A 20,602-nucleotide genomic window follows, 5' to 3' on the forward strand; every position below is an offset into this window, starting at 1 on the left:
GGACTATGGTAACTGAGGTGCCACTTGATAAGGATTTTGTTGATCCATATGTTACAGAGGGGGGATTTAAGAAATCCTTTGTTGAACTTTTAGCTCATATTCGTGAAAAATCATACGATTTTACTAATTTATATCAAGCAGTAGAAAATTTAAGACGAGATTACGAAAACGATTTAGAAGAGTTTGAGCGTGCTTTAGAATTAATCTCGGAAATATCGGCAGGATCTAATGGTTGGTCAGACTTATTAGTTTCTACATCAGGAAATCGTACTCAAAGAGATAAAAACTTAGAGTATGCAACCGTTAATGATTTTAATGGTGCGGATATTTCTGAACGTTTGCTAACTGGACTTGCCTCTAATCGATTGATTGAGATTAGGGAGCCAATCGTAGCTGTGTATACTGATGCACTGAAAGCATCAGCTTTGTTGAGCAAGTTAGAAAATCTAATCATCCGCTCACCGACTACAATCGTGTTGCCTGCAACTCTTATCAGTTTTAATTCAGATTACATCGCTAAATACACACAAGATCACGCATTACTGACTATCAAAGGTGCAGAACCAATCCCTGCAACCATTAATTCTGTAGTAAGTGCTGTGGGGGGAGATGGTTCTTGGGATGTAACCTATCAATTTGCAGATGCATCAAATATCAATGTAGGTGATTTCTTAAAAATTGATAAAGTAGCTTGTGGCGCAGCTTGGTTCGAAGCGAGTCCTGTCCGCAAAGCCTATGTGGGGGAAATCTCGGTAGGTATGAACAAAATGGGTACGGCGACAACATCAGGAAATACCATCACCCTAGGCGGTACTCGTCCCGATGGTGTGCCAGGGAATTGGTTAGATGTTGGTGATCTTATCCACTTTAAAGGTCAAACACGTAAAGTTACAGGGTTTGATAATGCAGCAAGGACAATTACGGTTGCATCTGCATTTGAATCAGGTAGTGCTGATGATGAATTTGATACTGATTCATTAAGATACCAGTGGTGGTATTACTCAAAGCCTAATGCTGGAACAATTAGCATATCGGGTAGCACGATTACTGGAATTGGGACTAACTTTTTGTCAGTCGTCAATGAAGGAGATGTTGTTTTAGTAAATGGTTGTTTTGTTCAGGTTAAAACTGTTGATAGTAATACTCAGCTTACAATCAATCTAAGTTTTCATAATATTGCTGCTACAGATTATTCTGTTATCAAATCTGGCCTCATTGTACATGAGGGTACTTGGAAAGTTACAGCTAAGTCTGGGAATAATGTCACGGTTTGGCTTAAATGCTGGAATGGATACCATGCAAACAGCGACACTGTAGCGCCTAAATTTGCAGGATTCGCCCCAACGACAAAAGGTTGGATGGGCGCAGAAGTTAAAGTAATGAAAACTGTATTGCGCCAAACAAAAAACGGTGGAAATGGCTTTGCAGGTGAGCAAGGAGGGCATGTACAGTTTCTTGATAACATGGTGTTAGAGGGTACAGCTACTGGTACAGGATTATTATTAAAAGGAGAAGGTGGTGCTTATGATGCAAAAGTATCCAAGTTAAGGCTTGGAAATAACGTATCGGTTTGGGGATTTAACTATTCAGTTTGGGGGTTTAATGGCTCTCATATACATTCGCCTTCTGCACACTTTGTTGGTTCTACTTCACATGCGGTTCATCTTGGTGATGGTGGGTCTGGTTATATGCGAGGGGCAGTTATCGCTGGTGCGGGCGGAATGGGGTCGTTTATTGCTGGTAATTTCGTTCGACTATCGACATGCAGAATCATCGGTTGCAAGTTACAAGCTTTAAGGTCCGATGCGGGCGGATTTTATTACTCGGATAGTGGATTTATCTACGGTTGTGCTTCGCATGGAGTTATGGCTGTTAACATCAGTGGTGGCCAATTTGTTGATGGTTTTACAATGTGCAACGGCGGTAATGGCATCAACACTCAAAATAGTGGCACAGGACGATATACTCGAAACTTGGCAGTTTGTAATAAAAACCATGGGATGTCGTTTACAGCTTCAATGGTGGAAGCTGGGCAATGTTGGGTTTCAGGCTCTGGATCTGGGGCGTTATCTGGGCGTTCTGGCGTAGTAGCAAATAATTCGCAAGTCGGTTTGTTTGCAGGTACAACCACTGGCAATCCGAGTGCCGGCATTCTTGCTTTAGATGCTGCGCGTGTTGCCGCAAGGAATTTTTACACTAGCAAAAATGGTCAGTCTGGTGTTAGTGCGCAATATTTAGCTCAAGTTATTGGAACAAATGGTTATGCGCAAGGCAATTATGGTCCTAACAATGTTGTGACAACGCAGGGAGGGGTTGTTTCAGGTTTTGGCACAACAGCATCACTTCAGTTAAATGGTGCAATTCATACCGGATATACAACGATTACCAATGGCAGTGTTGTTGCTTTAAGAAAATCCTCTGTTTTAGCTTATGTGTTTGGTGAAATTGAAATTTTTGGTTCTTCAGCAACAGCTATCTCAGGAAAGGCATGGTTTAGAGCAGGTACAAGCGCAAATACACAGAAAATAAGTGGACACACGAATTTCTCTGTAACAACAGGACCATTAGATGGTTCGAACGGCACTGCTGGTAATCTAATTCTCTCTACTCACACGGATGGGAATATTTACATTGCAAATCAAACAGGTGCTTCTATGATAATCTCTTATCTCGTAAAAGGTAATGTGTTATGAATTATGAAGATTACAGAGTGATTTATGAGTTTCCGTTTACTGTCGGAGGTCGACTTCAAAAAAGATGCATCATCACGGATGGAGAGTCTGAGTATGAGGTTGTCTGCGGTATTGATGAAGATCCAATCATAGGATATATGGAAGCTAATCAATGATATTGGAAAAAGTCATTCAAGAAGCGATGTCCTGGCTTGGCACGCCATATCATCATCAGGGCCGCGTCAAAGGTGTTGGTGTTGATTGCGGTACTTTGATTTGTGAGGTTTATGAGAAAGTAGGGCTGATGGATCACTTAGATCCTCGGCCATATCCTCCAGATTGGCACATGCATCAGATGGGACAGCGCTATTTAGAACATGTCCTTAGCGTGTGTTATGAAGTGGAAGAACCTCAACCAGGTGATCTGGTTTTATATCATTTTGGCAAATGCATCAGTCATGGTGCAATTGTTGTGGAATGGCCAACCATTATCCATTCCTATATTCATTTAGGCGTCATCCTGCAGGATGGCACAAAAGGAAGTTTAGCCCGCCGTTGTGCGGGCTTTTTTCGTATGAAGAGGCTGAAAGAATGAGTGGAGTGTTTGGAAGTACCACAATCAGCATGTCAGATACCCGTATTAATTCAATGCGGATCCAACAATCAGCTTATGGATTGTGTCAGCCATTGGTTTATGGAAAAACCCGTGTGGCCGCGAATATGTTCTGGTATGGCGATTTTAAAGCAATCGCCCATACCACCACGACAAAATCTGGTGGTAAAGGTGGCAAGACTAAAACCAAGAATACTACATATACTTATAGCGCCTCATTAATGCTTGGTCTGTGTGAAAACCAAATTCAGGATATTGGCATGATATGGGTGGATAAAGATCAGCTTGTAGCCAAGCAAGAAGGTGGTGTAATTCTTCAGCCGATCGATCAACTTGGCTTCGAGTTGTTTGATGGCAATAACAATCCGATGTGGGGTTATATCTCGAGCGCTCACCCTAACCAGGCTTTGAATTATCCGTTTCTTGGTTATGTTGCTGCAGCAAACTATGACTTGGGTGGTAGTGCCAGTTTGTCTAATCATAATTTTGAAGTGATTAGCACTATAACCCTATCTTCAACGATACATGATGCCAATCCAGCGGATGTGATCGAAGATTTTATTAAGAATCCACGATATGGGGCTGCACCGAGTCTTAATATTTCCAATTTGGACGAGTTTAGAACCTATTGCCGAGCAGCCAACCTTTTAATTTCACCCGCATTTACAGAGCAACGAGAAGCACATGAGATTATTAATGAGATCGTTGAGTCTGTTAATTGTGCTGTGGTACCAAGCCCCGATGGGCTAAAAATTAAGTCATTTGGAGATGCTGCTTTGACTGGCCACGGAGTAACGTTCACACCAGATCTTACACCAGTTTACCATTTAACTGATGATGATTTTCTGGGTGAAGATGAGCCTGTTAAGGTTCGCCGTAGTCGTGACACAGATGCATATAATCACGTCCAGATTGAGTACATTAATCGATACAACCAGTACAACACGGAAACGGTTGAAGCCAAAGATCAGGCCAATATTGAAATGTTTGGTTTACGATCGGAAGAGCCAAAAAAGCTAACGTTTTTTTGTGAGCCAAAGATCGCTAGGCATGTGGCTCAACTACGTTTACAGCGCTTGCTGTATGTTCGTAATGAATATGAGTTTCAACTTGGGTGGAAGTACTGCCTGCTTGAGCCGATGGATATAGTGACCATCACAGATGCATCATTAGGCTTAAATCAGTTTGCTGTTCGTATCACTCGGGTGGAAGAAGATGATGATGGGGTGTTAACCATTACTGCAGAGGAAGTCGCAGAGGGTTCCAGATCAGCAATTGAATATGACCTGCAGGCATCCAATGGTTATCAAGGCGGTAATGAAGAGCCAGGCAATGTAAATGCACCAGCTATATTTGAACCGCCATTAGATATGACAGATGGTAAGAATGAAGTATGGATGGCGGTGTCTGGTGGCTTGAATTGGGGCGGCTGCAATGTATGGGCCAGTCTCGATAACACCACGTATGAACTCATCGGAACGGCGTATGGTTCAGCTCGATACGGTCAGTTGGTTGCACCAATAACAAATAATGCCACATCCATGCAGATCCAGTTAAATACAGCAAGTCAGTTATTCAGTGGCACCTTGCTTGATGCACAAACAGATCAGACGATATGCAAAGTAGGTGACGAGTATTTCAATTATCAAGAAGCAACTTTGAATGGATCTGGACTATATACATTAAGTGATGTTTTGCGTGGCCGTTTTAATGATGCTCAAAATCACAATGCAGGCGAAAGTTTTATTCGTTTAGACCGGGCGATTTTTGAACATAGTTATAACAGTAATCTTGTTGGTAAACAGATCTATTTAAAGTTCACCAGCTTTAATGGACTTGAGCAGAAAGAACAAACTTTGGATGAAGTCACTGCTTATAGCTACACGTTAAACGGTGGACGTCCATCTGGTGTGATTGGTTTATCGCTACAATCACCATTTGTTGGAACTGCTTTTAAAGTTCAGTGGCAAAGCTCTGCAGGGGCAAATAGTTATATTGTTCAGATATGGTCCAATGGTGTGAAGTTGCGAGAGGTTGAAAACACTAACACGGATTATAGTTATTCAATTGAAGAGGCCAAAGTCGATGGCGTTCAACGTGCTTATACAATTCGAGTGGCCAGTAAAAGAGGTTCTAATTTAAGCACCTTTGCTGAGTTGAGTATTAGCAATCCGGTACCACCTGTATTGAGCAATATCTATACTGCATCTAATGCCAATTCAATCACGATCAATTGGGTGCCAAGTGATGTACCTGATCTTAAAGATTATGCAGTTTGGTTGAGTGCGACTGCAGACTTTGATCCAACAACAACAGCGCCGTCTTGGACGGGTACAGCATTAACAACCACCTTAGGAGGTTTACAAGCAACAACGCCATATTATATCCGTTTCGCAGCGAGAGACGTATGGAAAGAAACAACATGGAACTATTCAAATCAGATTACTCAAAGTACATCTGAAGCATAAAAAATAGATTTTAATCTAATTAATTAGCCTCCTATTTACGGAGGCTTTCTTATTTCTGGAGACAGAAAATGCAAGAACAAGCAGCAAGCGCGGTTGAAGCTGCTACAAACACAATCGCAGCAGCAGTAGTACCAAAAGTACCTTATGTATCAGGGGTGACATCAGTGGCAGCGTATGCAGCAAGTGTAGATTGGGCCGTTTGGTTTTCGGTCTTTATCGGTGTAATCACTTTTTTCATGACGTTGTATTTTAAACGGCGTGATGACAAGCGAGCAGAGGAAATCCACGAATTGCGTAAGAAGCAATATGAGCAAACTAAAGAACGTTTAAAAGGTGATTGTGATGACAAGTGAACAAACTAGGGCTTATTTGGCCTTTGCCTTGGTTGCTTTAATGTTTGTCCTGGTAATCGCATTATTCTTTGTCGATATGCCACGGGAAAACAGTAACTTAATAAACACGGCTTTGGGTTTTATTGCAGGGGCAATGACAACTGCATGTGGTTTCTATTTCGGTAGTTCAGATCAGGAAAAGAAGCGGGACAAGGATGCCCCAAGTCAGTAATTAACTTTTAGCAACATGACCGCCTTCGGGCGGTTTTTTCGCATAAGGAAAAATGATGAGTATTGCAAAATTACAGAAAGCATTAGGTGTTAATGATGATGGTATCGTTGGCCGTGGAACTTTAACCGCCTTATTCAAAAAACTAGGCGCTTCTCAGGCACGTGCGGAAGAGCTTGCACTTGCAGCGAACGTACACATGCGTACATATCATATTTTAGATAATGATTTGCGCCTGGCACATTTCATGGCTCAACTGGCGCATGAGTCTGGTAATTTTCGCTACATGGAGGAGATCGCCAGTGGAGCGGCCTACGAAGGTCGTAAGGATCTTGGCAACACAGAAAAAGGGGATGGTACTCGATACAAAGGCCGTGGACCAATTCAATTAACTGGCCGTGCAAATTATCGTGAATATGGGCGCGCACTAGGAATTGATTTTGAAAATAATCCGCAGATCGTAGCATTGCCGAGTATTGGGATGCTGGTTGCTTGTAAGTACTGGTACGACAATAGGCTAAATGAGCTGGCAGATAAAGATGATATTAACTTAATCACACGGCGCATCAATGGTGGTGTTAATGGGCTTTCAGATCGCAGAAATCAACTAAGTAAAATTAAAGGCTGGTTGTCATGAGCGTAACAGTTACTGAATTAACCCCATATCTTGAGTATTGGAGTAGTGGGATGTACTTATTTAAGTGCCCTGGATGTAAATATTTACATCCTTTCCATGTCAAGTCTCATCCAAACGGCAGCAAATGGAATTTTAATGGTGATGTCAATAAACCAACATTCACGCCGTCATTACTCGTAAATGATCACCATCCAGAAAGTCGTTGTCATCTTTTTCTAACAGATGGAAAGATTCAATTCTTATCTGATTGTCATCACGAATTGGCAGGTAAAACAGTTGAAATGGTACCTATTGAGGATGGGTGATTATGAAAGGTCAGATCCAAAAAGTTAAATGCAAACGCTCATTTTCATCATTGATTCTGAGCGTTTTTGTTTTGTGTGTATTACCTGGTTGTACCGCTCACACTATCAACAGCAATATTCATATCGGCGTATGTGTAAAAGCCCTCTGATGAGGGCAGTACATACTGAGATTCGGAGACAATATGAAATTTTTTGAAAGACTTTTACGAAATAGACTTTTTCTTCGAAACCTAACAGGAAAACTATTTATAGTGGCTGGTTTAGATTTCTATAGCTTTTCGGAAGTAGCTTCGGACGTGGTTAAAATTGAAGAACCAATCTATAAAGTATTTTTAGGCCTAAAGCATGGAACTTTAATTGTACTTCTGAATGAACAGAATTTTACTAAATTAAAGGAATACTCTGAAAATAGTAAAATTCCGTACAGAAAAATTACCTAGGAACTATTCCATCCTTAATACTTGATTTAATATAATTTAAGTGTGTATCTGCGGTCTGTTCTTTTAAAATTGTAGTAATTACTCTTTTAGCTGTTACGGTTATTCCACTTACAACAGTTAAGTTCGGGAACGTTGACAATGCAATATCTGCAGTCGCTACTGAACCAACTTCTGCAATATCAAACTTGAGCTCAGAAATCAAATTTTTGAAAAATAATTTGTTAGGGAATTTTTCATTCATAGACTGTTTTAAGTCGTTAATTGATTTTTCAAAATCATTGAGAACTTGTAGTTGTTTTAAATCTTGTGAATGTTGCGTGTTGACTATATCTAAATATAATTCTGTAAGATACTTGTGCAAACTTGCCAATTCATCTTTTCTTTTTTCTTTAAATTCCAAAAGATCATAGATATTTATATTAGTTGGGTAAGGTAAGCAATTTGCTAATCCAACCCTTATAGCAGATTGCTTGATGAAAGGTGCCCCACTGAAACCATCAAATGTATTTATAATATTGTGATGTATAGTAAAATCTGAATCAGTTTGTATTTTTTTGAAATATTTGTAGGTGTTGATAAGTTCCTGAGTTGCAATACTTTGGAAATCGCCACCCATCATCCAATTTGATTGAGCTACTGGTCTAATTACTATACCAGAGTTTACAAAATCATTTTCCTGAGGTAGTTCGTTATAAAAAGAATGGTTACACGGGATAACAATTTGGTCCCAATATAACGAGTAATACAGCAAGTCATCTATGGTTATTTTCTCAGTGGCTTGACCTCTTTCATTATGAAACGATCCGTAGTTAGCTGTAATAATTGCTCTTTTCATTGTAAAAAACCTATATTTTTTAAATTTTCCATAGGCATCAAGCAATGGTGCCTATTACTGGTATTAGTTGCGGTCCAGCTAATCTAGCTTTTCCAATTATCTCTAAAAGCTCATCATAAGATAATTCGAATTTATCTTCACTATCAAAAACATACTCGACATTCTTTCCTTCCAAATCTGCAGGCCTTTCAGGAACAAACCGCTTTGGAATAAGGATCTGTGCAAGTTGTTCGTTCGTTAGCTTAAAAATATGCATAGTGGTTACCCGATTCTAAAAAGTTCGTTCCAATTCGTTAAATATGAAGGTGAGCGGCGATTTTGATTCATCTGCCAGATGGCTTTGGTATCATTACAAAGGCCAAGGGAGACATGATCTTTTCCATACTTCTCTTTGATTGCTTCCATGGTCTGCGAAAGCTTTTCACGTTGATTTCGATGTGTGTAGTCCGTGAAGAGATCCGGAACAAATTTTGACTTGGGAATTAACTCGAGCAGAACAATGCCAGCCTTTTTGTATTTGAAACCCTTCTTGTAGATCTGATCGATTCCTTTCATTGCTGCCCTGGTAATTTCTAACAAATCATCTGTATGCTCAGGCATCTGAACAATGATATACGGTGAATAACGCTCATCTTTATTAAAGCGGCCAGTTTGAATAAACACACCAATCATCTTGCAGATAGAGCCATCATGACGCATTCTTTCAACACCACGAGTCACGAATAAACGTACCGATGATTTAATGTCATCCTTCTCATAAACTGGCTGGCCATAAGACCGGCTACTTATAATTTGCTGTTTTGATGGGTTCTCATTTTCGATATCAATGCATGAAACGCCCTGCAGCTCACGGACGGTTTTTTCCATTACGATAGAAAATGATTTTTTAATCTCTTTCGGATTTGACTCAATCAGATCCAGAACAGACTTAATATTCATTAAGTTAAGTTTCTTACAGTTTTGTCGGCCAATGCCCCAAACTTCACCAACGTCCACGTGTGCGAGTAATTGCTCTGCAGAACACGGGTCCATGTCTGCCAAATTACACACCCCATTGAAATACTTATTTTTCTTCGCGATATGGTTGGAAATTTTAGCCTCTGTCTTGCTGCGGCCAATTCCAATACAACAGGGCAATCCTAACCATTGCTGGGCCTTAATTCTCATTTCTTGAGCGTATGCAGTTAGATCAAAGTTTTTTTCGAACGTTGTGAGCTCTAAAAAGCACTCATCAATGCTATAAATTTCCTGTTCACCTGGTGCAACATATTGGCCTAAGAGCATCATAAAACGCCGTGACATTTCAGCGTATAGTGCGTAATTGCTTGATAGCACTTGTACATTATGCTTTTTAACGATGTCCTCAATTTGAAATAGGGGAACACCCATTTTGATTCCTAGATCCTTCGATTCTTGGCTTCTGGCCACAGCGCAGCCGTCATTATTGCTGAGCACAATTACTGGCCGATCATTAAGCGCGGGATTAAAAACACGTTCGCACGAGGCATACATGTTATTAACATCCACCAAGGCGAATATGCGAGTATTACTTTTCATTTTTAATTCTTCTTATTATGAGCGGTAATGCATACGCTTTAAGTTGAATGTCACCACACCCCATACAACTACAGTCTGATTGTCTGCAGGGATGATGTGCTCATAAGCGGGATTTTCAGCCTTAAGCCAGAGTTTAGGCAGCGGATAATCTTCATCACCAAAGATCTCTTTAATATCAGCTTTCGACATTTTGGCTGTAATCATGAGTCGCTTAATTGTTGAGTCTTTATTATCGATTAGTGCCACAACAATATCGTGGTGTGCAGCTTCAATGCTGCGATCGATGATAATTGGATCATCAATTTCAAGGCCAGCACCAAGCATCGATTCGCTGTCTACACGTGCCATAAATGATGATATTGGGTTATGAATAAGATATTCATTTAGATCAACAGTAGTGTCTAAATCATCTTTAGTGGCGAAAGCAGGACCTGCAGGTATGCGCTCTAATGACATCGGTATCGATGCTTTAGATTTTGGAAGGATAGGGGTAAGCCCGAGTTTTTCAATCAGATCTGCTTGCATTGAGATCTGTTCAAAAACAGCATTAACGGTGGGGCTTGGTTTCCCATCAGGTCCCATGAGCTCTTGTAAGCTTGACCAGGCACCGTCAGAGAAGTAAATAGGCAACTTCTTAGACATTTTCTAACTCCTACGCTACGAGGCGTGTTGGGAATTGATTTACCTTTTTAGGATAAGATTTTTATCATTATAAATTCAAATTTATTTATCTGTGGATAAACAAGGACAAGTCAAAAGTTGTCGCTAGTCAGTGTGTGTTTGGTCGGAATTTATGCATATCAGATTTTGGTGCTGCAGTGTACTCATCAACTGGCATCTCTACTAAAAAGTCTTTAGCTTGATCATGGCTGCAGCTAAGCCAATCATTACGCCGTCCTTTAGGTATGACAACAATAGAGCGCTTTTCATCGTCTGGCGCATGAAACTGCTTCATGAAAGGATGGTCATCTGCATTGATCGTTAACATGCTCATCGAGATAACCGGTTCGCCGTTTAATGTGGCGTGTTCATAAATACCGGCTACGGTAAAAGGCATGTCATCTTCTCGATAGATACCGTACCAATGCGATTTACCTTCTATGTACTTAGGTTCGAAAATTGTCTCTACTGGAATTAAACAAAATTGATTCTTTGACCATGCATGGCGAAAGCTTGGTTTTGTGGCCACTGTCTCGGATCTGGCGTTATAAGTATTTTTTACTTTTTTAATATCATCAGCCCAATTCGGTACCAGACCAAATCGGGCAGCTCGCCACTCTAACCCTTGATCAGTGGAAATAATGATAGGACCATCGTAACCTGGGAAAAGGTCGGCTTTATAGTCAAATGTAGGCTCGTATAAATTTAGGAATTGAGCACGACTTCTTCTTATTGGTTCGTAGTTGGCACACATAGCGTTCTCCAAGGTAATACAGTAAAGACTACACATACTTTTAACACTATATTTTTAACATTGTTCTGCTTATACTGTGCCGAACTTTTCGTACATTAATTTTCACAGCAATAAGCAATTTTTTAATTGAGTACATTGTTGTGTACATATTATTAAGGTAACCCATGGCGCAAGCTAAAAAATCCGTAGATATCAAAAATATACGCAATTTCTCGATCATTGCTCATATTGACCATGGTAAGTCGACTTTGGCGGACCGTTTTATTCAAATGTGCGGCGGTTTACAAGATCGTGAGATGCAAGCTCAAGTATTAGACTCTATGGAGCTTGAGCGTGAGCGTGGGATTACCATTAAAGCTGCATCGGTAACCTTGTATTACACACATCCAAATGGTCAAGAATATCAATTGAACTTCATTGATACTCCAGGGCACGTTGACTTTTCTTATGAGGTATCGCGCTCTCTAGCTGCCTGTGAAGGTGCGCTGTTGGTGGTTGATGCTGCTCAAGGTGTAGAAGCGCAGTCAGTTGCAAACTGTTATACCGCGATTGAGCAGGGCTTAGAAGTTTTACCAATCTTGAACAAGATTGATTTACCTCAAGCAGAGCCTGAGCGTGTCATTCACGAGATTGAAGAAATTATCGGGATTGAAGCGACAGATGCACCAACCTGTTCAGCAAAAACTGGTTTAGGTGTTGAAGGTGTTCTAGAGCGTTTGGTCGATGTGATTCCTGCGCCAGAAGGTGATCGTGATGCACCGTTACAAGCATTGATTATCGACTCATGGTTCGATAACTACCTTGGTGTGGTATCGCTTGTTCGTATTAAACAAGGTCGTATCCGCAAGGGCGACAAGATGTTGGTGAAATCAACTGGCCAAACACATCCTGTGACTTCAGTTGGTGTGTTCAATCCAAAGCATACCGAAACTGACATCCTCGAAGCAGGTGAAGTTGGTTTCGTTATTGCAGGGATTAAAGACATTTTTGGTGCGCCAGTTGGTGATACCATTACGCTTTCTAACACACCTGATGTTGCGACTTTACCAGGTTTTAAAAAGGTTAAACCACAGGTCTATGCAGGTCTGTTCCCGATTGATTCAAGTGACTTTGAACCATTCCGTGAAGCGCTGCAAAAACTACAGATCAATGACTCTGCTTTATTCTTTGAGCCTGAGAGTTCGGATGCGTTAGGCTTTGGTTTCCGTTGTGGCTTCTTAGGTATGCTGCACATGGAAATCGTGCAAGAGCGTTTAGAGCGTGAGTATGATCTTGATTTGATCAGTTCTGCACCGACTGTTATTTACGAAGCATTAACCAAGAAAGGCGATATCATTTATATCGACAGCCCTTCAAAAATGCCAGATGGCTCAACAGTTGAAGATTTACGTGAACCGATTGCTGAATGTCATATCCTTGTACCGCAAGAGTATTTAGGCAATGTCATGACTTTATGTATCGAACGTCGTGGTATTCAAAAAGATATGAAATTCTTGGGTAACCAAGTATCAATCACGTTTGAAATTCCAATGGCTGAAGTGGTCATGGATTTCTTTGATAAATTAAAATCATGTTCGCGTGGTTTTGCTTCACTGGATTATAACTTCGTTCGTTTCGAGAGTTCAGCGCTGGTTAAGGTTGATGTTCTAATTAATAGCGAAAAGGTTGATGCCTTGGCAATGATTTGTCACCGTCAAGATGCACGTCATCGTGGTATTGCATTGGTTGAGAAGATGAAAGATCTGATTCCTCGCCAAATGTATGATGTTGCGATTCAAGCTGCGATTGGTGCGCAAATCATTGCACGTTCTACCGTAAAAGCGATGCGTAAAAACGTATTGGCAAAATGTTATGGTGGTGACGTTTCGCGTAAGAAGAAACTTCTTTCGAAACAAAAAGAAGGTAAGAAACGTATGAAGCAAGTGGGAAGTGTTGAGATTCCACAAGAAGCGTTCTTAGCTGTATTGAAAGTTGATCGATAAAAAAGATCAGGCTGGGGGAGCATGCCGCTTTACCCAGTCGAATGACGGGCAGTGAAACTGCAAGAGAGGGTTTGTGGATTTTGATTTTAACTTGATTCTGGTACCAGCAACACTAATTTTCTTTTTAGTGTGGTTACTGGATAAGTTGGTATTGAAACAGCGTGCAACACGTGGGCGTAATCAAGAGAACTTTGTCATTACTTGGGCATATGACTTTTGGCCTGTGTTGGCTGTTGTGCTGGTGCTACGTTCTTTCTTATATGAACCATTTAATATTCCATCAGATTCTATGGTTCCGACCTTAGAAACAGGTGATTTTATCTTGGTGAATAAGTTTGATTATGGTGTACGTTTACCAATCGTAAATACTAAAATCATTGATGTCGGTGAGCCAAAACGGGGTGAAGTGATTGTATTCCGTTATCCGCCACAACCAACCATTAGCTATATTAAACGTGTCGTTGGTGTACCAGGTGACCATGTTCAATTTAGAAATGGTCAATTAATGATTAATGGCCAGCAAGTTGCAAAGGTAGAGACTCAATACTCGCGTGAGAAAGATCAGCAAGATACGCCTACAGCGCTTTATTTCAAAGAAACTTTAGGTGAACATCAGCATTTAATCCGCTACTTGGAAGGACGCAATCCGCTTGTTGAACAATTCCAGTTTGCACAATTGAGAGGTGCTGAAGCTTTGGTGCCATTTGTCGCAAAAGAGAATGATGTATTTATCCAAAGTAACGGTCAAGATTGGGAAGTAACAGTGCCAAAGGGACAATACTTCGCAATGGGTGATAACCGCGATCAAAGTGCAGATAGTCGTTTTTGGGGCTTTGTACCTGAAGCGAACCTAACAGGTCGTGCTTTTTATGTATGGATGCATAAAGAACCTGGTTTTAATCTTCCAAGTTTCAACCGAAATGGTAAGATTGACTAATAAAAATATATAGGAAATAGACAGATGCGTAAATCTCAACAAGGGACTTCGTATATTGCAATTTTATTTGGGGTAGTCTTATTTGCAGTTGCTGTGAAAGCAGCAATTGCGATTTGGCCAGCATACTGGGATGACAAACTGATTAATACTCAAATTGAGGGGCTATTAAAAGATAGTCCTGCAAATATTACACCGAGTAAGTTTGCATCTCAGATGGATCAACGTTTTGATATGAACGGGATTCGCGATCTACATTTTAAAGATATTGCGCAAGTGACTTATAAAGATGATCTTGTGGTGATGAAGAAGTATGAAATACGTAAGCCTTTCATGCTGAATATCAGTTTAGTGATGACCTTTGAGAAGACTTTTGACCAAAAATCTGCAAAACAAGCTCAATGATACACGGCTGCAAGGGCGAATAGGTCACCAGTTTAAACAGTTTGACTTGTTAAAACTGGCTTTGACCCATCGCTCGGTCAGCCATAAACATAATTATGAACGCCTAGAATTTCTAGGCGATGCATTATTAGGGATGATCGTTGCAAATTATTTGTACAATGCCTATCCCCTAGAAAATGAAGGTCGCTTAACACGTATGCGTGCGACTTTGGTTCGACAGGAAGCATTGGGGAAAATTGCAAATGACTTACAATTGAGTCGGTCATTAATTTTAAGCACAGGCGAGTTAAAATCGGGTGGACATCACCGTGAATCGATTTTGGCTGATACGGTTGAAGCCATTATTGGTGCTATTTATTTAGACAGTAATGATCTCAACTTGCTCGAGCGCATTGTGTTAAAATGGTATGAACCATATCTTGATCATATCGAACCGACAGATCAACTGAAAGACCCTAAATCACGTTTGCAAGAGTATTTACAAGCACGTAAAAAACCTCTCCCAGTTTACGAGGTTGTAGATATTCAGGGCGATGCCCCGAATCAACATTTCAAAGTGGAATGTGATGTAGCGGGATTGCCAAAAATTATAGGCGAGGGCTCAAGTCGTCGTTTTGCCGAACAAACGGCAGCGGCAGAGATTTTAAAATTATTGGAGCAATAACCTGATGTCTCATTCAGAAGAAAATAAGCCAGAAGCAACTGAACAGCAAGATGGCAATAATGTAGTTGATCAATTTTTTAGTTCTCAAGGAAGCACAATTCCTTCAGATTTCAAAAGCGGTTTTGTTGCGATCGTTGGCCGTCCAAACGTGGGCAAGTCAACTTTGATGAACCATATCTTGGGTCAGAAGCTATCCATTACCTCACGTAAGCCACAAACCACACGTCATAAGATCGTGGGGATTGATTCACGTGAGAAATCACAGGCAGTATTCGTAGATACTCCTGGGATGCATAAAAAAGAAGTACGTGCCATCAATAAGATGATGAACCGTGCTGCTCACTCAGCATTGCGCGATGTGAACTTGGTTTTATTTGTGGTTGATGCACAAAAGTGGACTCAAAACGATGAATTGGTTTTGGAAAAGCTTAAAAATGCAGATATGCCTGTGATCCTTGTGATCAATAAGCTAGATACCTTCGAAAATAAAAATGAAGCTTTGCCGCTGATTCGAGAGCGTGCCAAGTTAATGAACTTTGCTGAGATTGTTCCAGTATCAGCGTTGCGTGGTGCGAACCTAGATCATTTACGTGACACGATTGAGAAGTATCTGCCGTATCAACCACCTTTGTATTCATTAGATCAGATTACCGATCGTTCTGAACGTTTCCTTGCGAGTGAAATCATTCGTGAGAAAATTATGCGTCAGTTGGGTGAAGAGCTTCCGTACGATTTAACGGTTCAGATTGAATCATTTAAAACTGAAGAAGCGGCTGTAAACGAAAAAACAGGCCGTTTAAAGCCACCTTGTACCTATATTGATGCGACCATCTTTGTGGAACGTCAAGGCCAAAAAGCCATTGTAATTGGCGACAAAGGAGCGAAGCTGAAAAGTATCGGTATGGATGCACGTGCAGACATGGAAAAGATGTTTGAACAAAAAATCATGTTGACACTTTGGGTGAAAGTCAAAGGTGGCTGGTCTGATGATGAACGTGCACTAAAAAGCTTAGGTTATAGCGATATTTAACTGTCTTGTTGACAATGGAAACAGGTATGAAAATAACAATCCGTGTACTCGCAATCGTGACGTGTGTATTCATGTTGCAGGGCTGTATTCATAAGCTTGTAACTGTACCTGTGAAAGTTGCCTATAAGACCACTAAAGGTGTTGTTAAAGGGACGGCTGCGGTTGTAGGTGCAGTCATTCCTGATGGCGATGATGAAGAAAAGGATGAGAAAAAGAGGGACTAGTATCGTTCTATGATGCGTAATGAAGTCCTGCATGGCTATTTGATTCATCATCGTAAATATCGTGAAAAAAGCCATATTGTGCATTTATTTACACAAGAATATGGTCGGGTGGATGGGATTCTTAGGCAGATCCCACCGCCGCAATACCAACCTATTCGTCTGCAAGCTTCTGGTAAGTCGGAACTTAAAAATTTCACAAAATTAGAAATCCTGAATCAACCTGTGTTCTTTCATGGTGATGCATTTTTTGCCGGTTTTTATTTAAATGAAATTCTATTGCGACTGTGTCCTTTAGAAGAGATGATGCCGCAAACATTCGAACAATATCAGTTGATTCTCGCGCTGTTACAGCAATTGGCTACACATGAGCAAGCGGCTTTGTTTCTTCGACAAATTTTACGTCAATTTGAGCATGTATTATTACCTGAACTTGGTTATGCCATTGATTTCTCAGTAGATGCGAGCCAAAAAGACATTCAGGTCACTCAGCACTATCAATTTCAGCTCAATGATGGCTTTTTACCAGTTTCACAAGCTTCGCGTTCAACACTTGATGGTGCATTGATTACCTCCATGCAAAGTTACGAAGATGGGCAGGATTTTTCTCACGAACAGCTGCAATTATTGGGTAAACTATACCGTCAAATGATTAGCTCTTTGCTGGGTGATCGGCCGCTGAAAAGCAGGCAACTTTGGATTCAAAGTACACAAAATTGATATTCCTGATGTATTGAAAATAATGATTCAGGGCTAAACCGATAGGATATTTTTATGGCTGCAATCTTGGGTGTAAACATTGATCATGTTGCGACATTAAGGCAAGCACGTGGTACAACTTACCCTGATCCAGTTCAGGCGGCTTTGGTCTGTGAACAGGCAGGTGCTGAGGGGATTACTTTGCACTTGCGTGAAGATCGCCGCCATATACAAGATGATGATGTACGTCGCATGCGTCCATTGTTAAAAACACGTATGAATCTTGAATTGGCTGTGACTGATGAAATGGTTGCATTTGCCAAAGAGATTCAGCCGCAACATGTGTGCTTTGTACCTGAACGTCGTCAAGAAGTGACAACCGAAGGTGGCTTGGATGTGGTTGGTCATTTTGAAAAAGTCAAAGCGGCGACCCAAGCACTCAAAGCTATTGGCAGTGATGTGTCTTTGTTTATTGATGCAGATTTAGCTCAAATTGATGCTGCTGTCGCATGTGGTGCACCAACCATTGAGATCCATACGGGTGCTTATGCAGATGCGGAAACGGATGAGCAACAACAAGCTGAATTAGCTCGTATTATCAAAGGTGCTGAATATGCAGCGGCAAAAGGTTTGGTTGTGAATGCAGGGCATGGTTTGAATCTGGATAACGTTGCAGCGATTGCAGCAATTCCACAAATTCATGAATTAAACATCGGGCATTCAATTATTGCCGATAGTGTATTTGTTGGTTTGGCTCAAGCAGTAACAGATATGAAAGCAGCGATTCAGGCTGCTGCGAGATAAGTTGATGAGTAGTGTAAATTATGATGAGTTGATGCAACCTGTCATCGCTTTTTTGGGTTGTGCGACTCCTCAGGCGTGGTTGGATGAAGCCATTAATAATCTGGACATCTTAATGCAAGACCATGCTAACTGTGAGAAAAAAGCAGCGAGTACAGCAATGAACTTGATGTTCCGCTATAGTTTCTTTACGGACCTGCAAGTGAAATTGGCGCAATTGGTGCGTGAAGAAATGCTGCATTATGAGCAGGTTTTGGAATTCATGAACAAACGTGGCCAAGAGTGGAAGGGCTTAAGCGCAGGGCGCTATGCAGGTGGGTTACGTAAAGAAATCCGTACTTATGAGCCTGAGGCTCTAATTGATGTGATGATTATTGGTGCATTTGTCGAAGCACGCTCGTGTGAACGTTTCTATGCGCTAGCACCGATTGTGGATGATGAATTGGGGCGTTACTACCGCTACTTGCTTAAGTCTGAATCTCGTCATTTTGAGGACTATCTGGCTTTAGCTTTGGATGTTGCAAAAACAGCGAAGCTTAAAGATCCAGAAGAGACGATCCAGCAACGCATCGAGCATATTCGTGAAGTGGAAAAAAATCTGATTTTAAGCCCAGATGATACATTCCGTTTTCATAGTGGTGTGCCAGCAGAAGTTGCCGCTTAATCTAAATTATAAGTGAAAAGGCCTGTGTTCATCACGGGTCTTTTTTTATTGGGTATTCTTTTAAATAGTATAAAAAAAGCCCCGATCAATGATCAGGGCTTTTTAGAATCTTGGCTCTCCCACCTGGGCTCGAACCAGGGACCTGCGGATTAACAGTCCGTCGCTCTACCGACTGAGCTATGGGAGATTAGTAGATTGGCTCTCCAACCTGGGCTCGAACCAGGGACCTGCGGATTAACAGTCCGTCGCTCTACCGACTGAGCTATTGGAGAATCTGATGCGCATTTTAGGCATGAAAAGCAGATGCGTCAACAACAATAGTAAATAAAATTAATCGTTTGCTTGATTAATAATCTTTTTGGCATATAGATAAGCGAATCTGTACAAAAAAGACTTAATTTACTTAAAAATTAATCAGTTATTGTGCAACTCTTTAAACTTAGCTAGTGCTTCAATGCGATACTGAATCAGCATTTCACCAATTTCTGGACCAGTCACATGTTCAGGTAAATCTTGCGCACGAATATTTCTGACAATTTGCATCGCATCTAACATGTATTGCGCTTGTGGGTACGGGCGTTGCTCTAAGCCTAAACGACCTTTGGCATCACACTCACAGGCCTGAACAAAAGCTTCCACTTTTTCAGGTCGACGCAATACATCTAAGCGTTGTAAAAGACGCCATAAAGTGCCTGGTTTCAGATTCTTGACTTGATGGCACTTCAAATGTTCTTTACACACAATTAAAGCTAAGCTTTTTAAATGGGTGGGTACTCTTAAACGATCACACAGATCCGTTACAGGCTGAAGACCACGTTCTTCATGCATGATATGGCGTGGTAGTTCGTCCACAGGGGTGAGTGCCTTGCCAAGATCATGCACAAGCACAGCAAAACGCACATCAAGCGCATATTTTGCTAAACAGGCTTGTTTAAGCGCCATGAGGGTGTGAATACCACAATCAATCTCAGGATGGTATTCAGGACGTTGTGGTACACCAAATAACGCATCAATCTCTGGAAACAAGATTTTTAAGGCATCACACGCTTTGAGTGTTTGGAAATATACATCAGCATGATCTTCCAGCAATGCACGTGAAGTTTCTTTCCAGACACGTTCAGGCGTTAATGCATCAAGCTCACCAGATTTGGCAATTTCCTGCATTAATTCTAGGGTTTCATCTGCGATTTTAAAGCCATAGCTCGCATAACGAGCAGCAAAACGCGCTACACGAAGTACGCGCAGAGGATCTTCGGTAAATGCATCTGAAACATGGCGTAGAATTTTTTGATCTAAATCGTCCTGCCCACCATAGGGGTCATAGATGGTACCTGCATCATCCATTGCCATTGCGTTAATGGTTAAATCACGACGAATGAGATCTTCTTCTAACTTAACTGTAGTGTCGGTAAAAAATTGAAACCCGTGATAACCCACACCAGATTTACGTTCAGTACGTGCAAGTGCATATTCTTCTTTTGTTATTGGATGTAGAAATACCGGGAAATCTTTTCCCACGGGTTGATAGCCTTCGGCGAGTAATTGCTCGGGCGTTGCTCCAACCACCACATAATCTTTTTCGTGATAGGGATGGCCGAGTAAATGATCTCGGACAGCACCGCCTACTAAATAAACTTGCATGAAAAAACCTCTATTCTTCACACAATCATGCTACAGAATAGAGGTTTTCTCAAGGGTTA

The 20,602-nt window shown here is 41.0% G+C and carries 23 protein-coding genes and 2 tRNA genes; 17 read left to right on the forward strand and 8 right to left on the reverse strand.

Annotation, left to right across the window (positions count from 1 at the left end; genetic code table 11):
• Nucleotides 1-5: 5 nt before the first annotated feature.
• The 8 genes from MN869_RS10290 to MN869_RS10325 all read left to right on the forward strand — a co-directional run bounded on the left by MN869_RS10290 (nucleotide 6) and on the right by MN869_RS10325 (nucleotide 7,256).
• The gene (locus tag MN869_RS10290; RefSeq protein ID WP_243307461.1) at nucleotides 6-2,693 is read left to right on the forward strand and encodes a hypothetical protein; all 2,688 of its coding nucleotides are present in this window, start codon (nucleotides 6-8) and stop codon (nucleotides 2,691-2,693) included.
• A complete protein-coding gene (locus MN869_RS10295) occupies nucleotides 2,690-2,848 on the forward strand; it encodes a hypothetical protein (protein WP_243307465.1) in 159 nt (52 codons plus the stop codon). The genes MN869_RS10290 and MN869_RS10295 overlap by 4 nt, the downstream gene beginning before the upstream one ends.
• A complete protein-coding gene (locus MN869_RS10300) occupies nucleotides 2,845-3,267 on the forward strand; it encodes an NlpC/P60 family protein (RefSeq protein ID WP_243307467.1) in 423 nt (140 codons plus the stop codon). Before MN869_RS10295 ends, MN869_RS10300 begins: the two co-directional genes overlap by 4 nt.
• Nucleotides 3,264-5,753 carry a phage tail protein gene (locus tag MN869_RS10305; RefSeq protein WP_243307468.1) on the forward strand — a complete coding sequence of 830 codons (2,490 nt, stop codon included), beginning with the start codon at nucleotides 3,264-3,266 and terminating at the stop codon, nucleotides 5,751-5,753. The genes MN869_RS10300 and MN869_RS10305 overlap by 4 nt, the downstream gene beginning before the upstream one ends.
• A 68-nt stretch (nucleotides 5,754-5,821) precedes the next feature.
• Nucleotides 5,822-6,106 carry a class II holin family protein gene (locus MN869_RS10310; protein ID WP_243307470.1) on the forward strand — a complete coding sequence of 95 codons (285 nt, stop codon included), beginning with the start codon at nucleotides 5,822-5,824 and terminating at the stop codon, nucleotides 6,104-6,106.
• Nucleotides 6,096-6,317 carry a hypothetical protein gene (locus MN869_RS10315; protein ID WP_243307473.1) on the forward strand — a complete coding sequence of 74 codons (222 nt, stop codon included), beginning with the start codon at nucleotides 6,096-6,098 and terminating at the stop codon, nucleotides 6,315-6,317. Before MN869_RS10310 ends, MN869_RS10315 begins: the two co-directional genes overlap by 11 nt.
• Before the next feature lie 55 nt (nucleotides 6,318-6,372).
• A complete protein-coding gene (locus MN869_RS10320; protein WP_243307476.1) occupies nucleotides 6,373-6,951 on the forward strand; it encodes a glycoside hydrolase family 19 protein in 579 nt (192 codons plus the stop codon).
• Nucleotides 6,948-7,256: a DUF6527 family protein gene (locus MN869_RS10325; RefSeq protein ID WP_243307479.1), complete on the forward strand. Its 309-nt coding sequence runs from the start codon at nucleotides 6,948-6,950 to the stop codon at nucleotides 7,254-7,256. Before MN869_RS10320 ends, MN869_RS10325 begins: the two co-directional genes overlap by 4 nt.
• A gap of 432 nt (nucleotides 7,257-7,688) precedes the next feature.
• Here MN869_RS10325 and MN869_RS10330 read toward each other — a convergent pair whose 3' ends face one another.
• The 5 genes from MN869_RS10330 to MN869_RS10350 all read right to left on the reverse strand — a co-directional run bounded on the left by MN869_RS10330 (nucleotide 7,689) and on the right by MN869_RS10350 (nucleotide 11,538).
• A complete protein-coding gene (locus tag MN869_RS10330; RefSeq protein WP_243307480.1) occupies nucleotides 7,689-8,531 on the reverse strand; it encodes a DUF6236 family protein in 843 nt (280 codons plus the stop codon).
• Between the two features lie 37 nt (nucleotides 8,532-8,568).
• On the reverse strand, nucleotides 8,569-8,787 hold the full coding sequence (locus MN869_RS10335; RefSeq protein ID WP_243307482.1) for a hypothetical protein: 219 nt from the start codon (nucleotides 8,785-8,787) through the stop codon (nucleotides 8,569-8,571).
• Nucleotides 8,788-8,792: 5 nt separating this feature from the next.
• A complete protein-coding gene (locus MN869_RS10340; protein ID WP_243307484.1) occupies nucleotides 8,793-10,088 on the reverse strand; it encodes a Y-family DNA polymerase in 1,296 nt (431 codons plus the stop codon).
• Between the two features lie 15 nt (nucleotides 10,089-10,103).
• A complete protein-coding gene (locus MN869_RS10345) occupies nucleotides 10,104-10,730 on the reverse strand; it encodes a S24 family peptidase (RefSeq protein WP_243307486.1) in 627 nt (208 codons plus the stop codon).
• 127 nt (nucleotides 10,731-10,857) lie between these two features.
• A complete protein-coding gene (locus tag MN869_RS10350; RefSeq protein WP_279324141.1) occupies nucleotides 10,858-11,538 on the reverse strand; it encodes an SOS response-associated peptidase family protein in 681 nt (226 codons plus the stop codon).
• 128 nt (nucleotides 11,539-11,666) lie between these two features.
• Here MN869_RS10350 and lepA point away from each other — a divergent pair, with 128 nt between their 5' ends.
• The 9 genes from lepA (at nucleotide 11,667) to MN869_RS10395 (ending at nucleotide 18,902) form a co-directional block, all read left to right on the forward strand.
• Entirely contained in the window at nucleotides 11,667-13,484 is a 1,818-nt protein-coding gene (lepA, locus tag MN869_RS10355; RefSeq protein ID WP_005189899.1) for a translation elongation factor 4, read from the forward strand.
• 73 nt (nucleotides 13,485-13,557) lie between these two features.
• The gene (gene lepB, locus MN869_RS10360) at nucleotides 13,558-14,421 is read left to right on the forward strand and encodes a signal peptidase I (RefSeq protein WP_005322098.1); all 864 of its coding nucleotides are present in this window, start codon (nucleotides 13,558-13,560) and stop codon (nucleotides 14,419-14,421) included.
• Nucleotides 14,422-14,445: 24 nt separating this feature from the next.
• A complete protein-coding gene (locus MN869_RS10365; RefSeq protein ID WP_004654518.1) occupies nucleotides 14,446-14,823 on the forward strand; it encodes a DUF4845 domain-containing protein in 378 nt (125 codons plus the stop codon).
• Entirely contained in the window at nucleotides 14,792-15,487 is a 696-nt protein-coding gene (gene rnc, locus MN869_RS10370; protein WP_004805889.1) for a ribonuclease III, read from the forward strand. Before MN869_RS10365 ends, rnc begins: the two co-directional genes overlap by 32 nt.
• A 4-nt stretch (nucleotides 15,488-15,491) precedes the next feature.
• Nucleotides 15,492-16,517, forward strand: a complete 1,026-nt coding sequence (gene era / locus MN869_RS10375) for a GTPase Era (RefSeq protein WP_005189893.1) — start codon at nucleotides 15,492-15,494, stop codon at nucleotides 16,515-16,517.
• Nucleotides 16,518-16,543: 26 nt separating this feature from the next.
• On the forward strand, nucleotides 16,544-16,741 hold the full coding sequence (locus MN869_RS10380; RefSeq protein WP_243307490.1) for an NF038104 family lipoprotein: 198 nt from the start codon (nucleotides 16,544-16,546) through the stop codon (nucleotides 16,739-16,741).
• A gap of 9 nt (nucleotides 16,742-16,750) precedes the next feature.
• Nucleotides 16,751-17,458, forward strand: coding sequence for a DNA repair protein RecO C-terminal domain-containing protein (locus tag MN869_RS10385; protein WP_005189885.1), 708 nt, complete (start codon nucleotides 16,751-16,753; stop codon nucleotides 17,456-17,458).
• Between the two features lie 54 nt (nucleotides 17,459-17,512).
• Nucleotides 17,513-18,241, forward strand: coding sequence for a pyridoxine 5'-phosphate synthase (gene pdxJ / locus MN869_RS10390; RefSeq protein WP_005189881.1), 729 nt, complete (start codon nucleotides 17,513-17,515; stop codon nucleotides 18,239-18,241).
• A gap of 4 nt (nucleotides 18,242-18,245) precedes the next feature.
• Nucleotides 18,246-18,902, forward strand: a complete 657-nt coding sequence (locus tag MN869_RS10395; RefSeq protein ID WP_033133640.1) for a tRNA-(ms[2]io[6]A)-hydroxylase — start codon at nucleotides 18,246-18,248, stop codon at nucleotides 18,900-18,902.
• Nucleotides 18,903-19,013: 111 nt separating this feature from the next.
• Here the strand turns inward: MN869_RS10395 and MN869_RS10400 are convergent.
• The 3 genes from MN869_RS10400 to MN869_RS10410 form a co-directional block, all read right to left on the reverse strand.
• Nucleotides 19,014-19,089 (reverse strand) — tRNA-Asn (locus tag MN869_RS10400).
• A 9-nt stretch (nucleotides 19,090-19,098) separates the two neighbouring features.
• Nucleotides 19,099-19,174 (reverse strand) — tRNA-Asn (locus MN869_RS10405).
• Nucleotides 19,175-19,316: 142 nt separating this feature from the next.
• Nucleotides 19,317-20,543 carry a multifunctional CCA addition/repair protein gene (locus MN869_RS10410; RefSeq protein WP_033133641.1) on the reverse strand — a complete coding sequence of 409 codons (1,227 nt, stop codon included), beginning with the start codon at nucleotides 20,541-20,543 and terminating at the stop codon, nucleotides 19,317-19,319.
• Between the last annotated feature and the right edge of the window lie 59 nt (nucleotides 20,544-20,602).

Origin of the sequence: Acinetobacter sp. NIPH1876 (assembly GCF_022808535.1) — a bacterium.
Classification (GTDB): domain Bacteria; phylum Pseudomonadota; class Gammaproteobacteria; order Pseudomonadales; family Moraxellaceae; genus Acinetobacter; species Acinetobacter higginsii.